This is a genomic window from Candidatus Kurthia intestinigallinarum, assembly GCF_003991225.1.
GTDB lineage: Bacteria > Bacillota > Bacilli > Bacillales_A > Planococcaceae > Kurthia > Kurthia populi.
On sequence record NZ_JTFC01000053.1, the window covers coordinates 1 to 1,089 of the forward strand.

Here is a 1,089-nt window from a genome sequence, read left to right on the forward strand (position 1 = left end):
CTGGCACGTTCGGCGCTGTTAAGGTCACAAAGATAAACTCTTTCTTTTCCTCTTGCTTTAGATAAGCCATCATGACGGACAGAGCCAACGCATCTTTTCGAGATTTCTTCCATGCACAGATCGGACAGAAACGGTTTTTGCACGTATTCCCCTTATGCTGTTTTTTCTTTTCCAGGTTTTCATCAGCAACCATCATCATGAACGTATTGCACTCCCTTATGAGTTTTAAAGTATTTTCCGAGACCACATCTTCAGAAACTAGCTTTTCCATAAAGTACGCTAATACACCGTTTCGCCGTTTTTTCTTCGTGGACTTGACCATAATGTCTTGATTCTTTTTGGATTTTGCTTTATAGTGGCTCATATAACTTAAGTTAATAAACGCCAATCACGGCACTTAAAAACTTGCACCTACCTTCATAGTTTATTGTTTTGATCTCGACAATTAAAACAATACAACACTATGCTGTAGAATGCAAGTTTTTTTGCGTTAAAGCCATACGTATCAAGGGCTCAAGACCCTTCAGGGTAAATCGAAGATGTTACCCTTATATCAAGATAAGAAAAAACCGTTTTTCGCTTCGCTCAAAACCTTAAAAAACACGCCTAAAAGGCGTGTTTTCATCTTTCCATTCCTCGATCCCTCTCCCGAGCTTTCTCACGCTTATACAGGCGCTCAAATTCGCTCCCAGGGTTTCGCTCCCTCACTTTATCTACTAATTCCTTAAAAACGTTTTTAACGGCCCTGACGCCCTCTGTACGCTCTTTTACGAAATCTTTGGCACTTTGATACAACAAACCGACTTCGTGCCGTAAATCGCCTATCAGGTCTTTTAAATCTCTGTTCTCTGAACGGAGTTCCTTATTTTCGTTCTTCAGCTTATAATTTTCATTGGTCTTTTGATAGACTTCCTCACGAAGCTTTTCATTTTCTATGACAGGATTCATACTTTGCAACCGCTCATAATCTTTTTTTACCGCAACCGCAGCTGTCACGATTGTTTCCAGCTGTTCCATCTGCTTAGGAGTGAAAACATAATTCCCGGTTTCTTTTTGATGGATTTCCGGTTTCCCGAACATTTTCGGAAC

General features: G+C 40.3%; 1 protein-coding gene and 1 pseudogene. Both read right to left on the reverse strand.

The features are described from left to right. Window positions 1-199: protein rep (locus QI30_RS21360; protein ID WP_126992065.1), on the reverse strand; the 199-nt coding region annotated here is incomplete at its 3' end. 422 nt (window positions 200-621) lie between these two features. Next, a pseudogene (locus tag QI30_RS20535) lies at window positions 622-1,089 on the reverse strand (plasmid recombination protein); the annotation flags it as partial.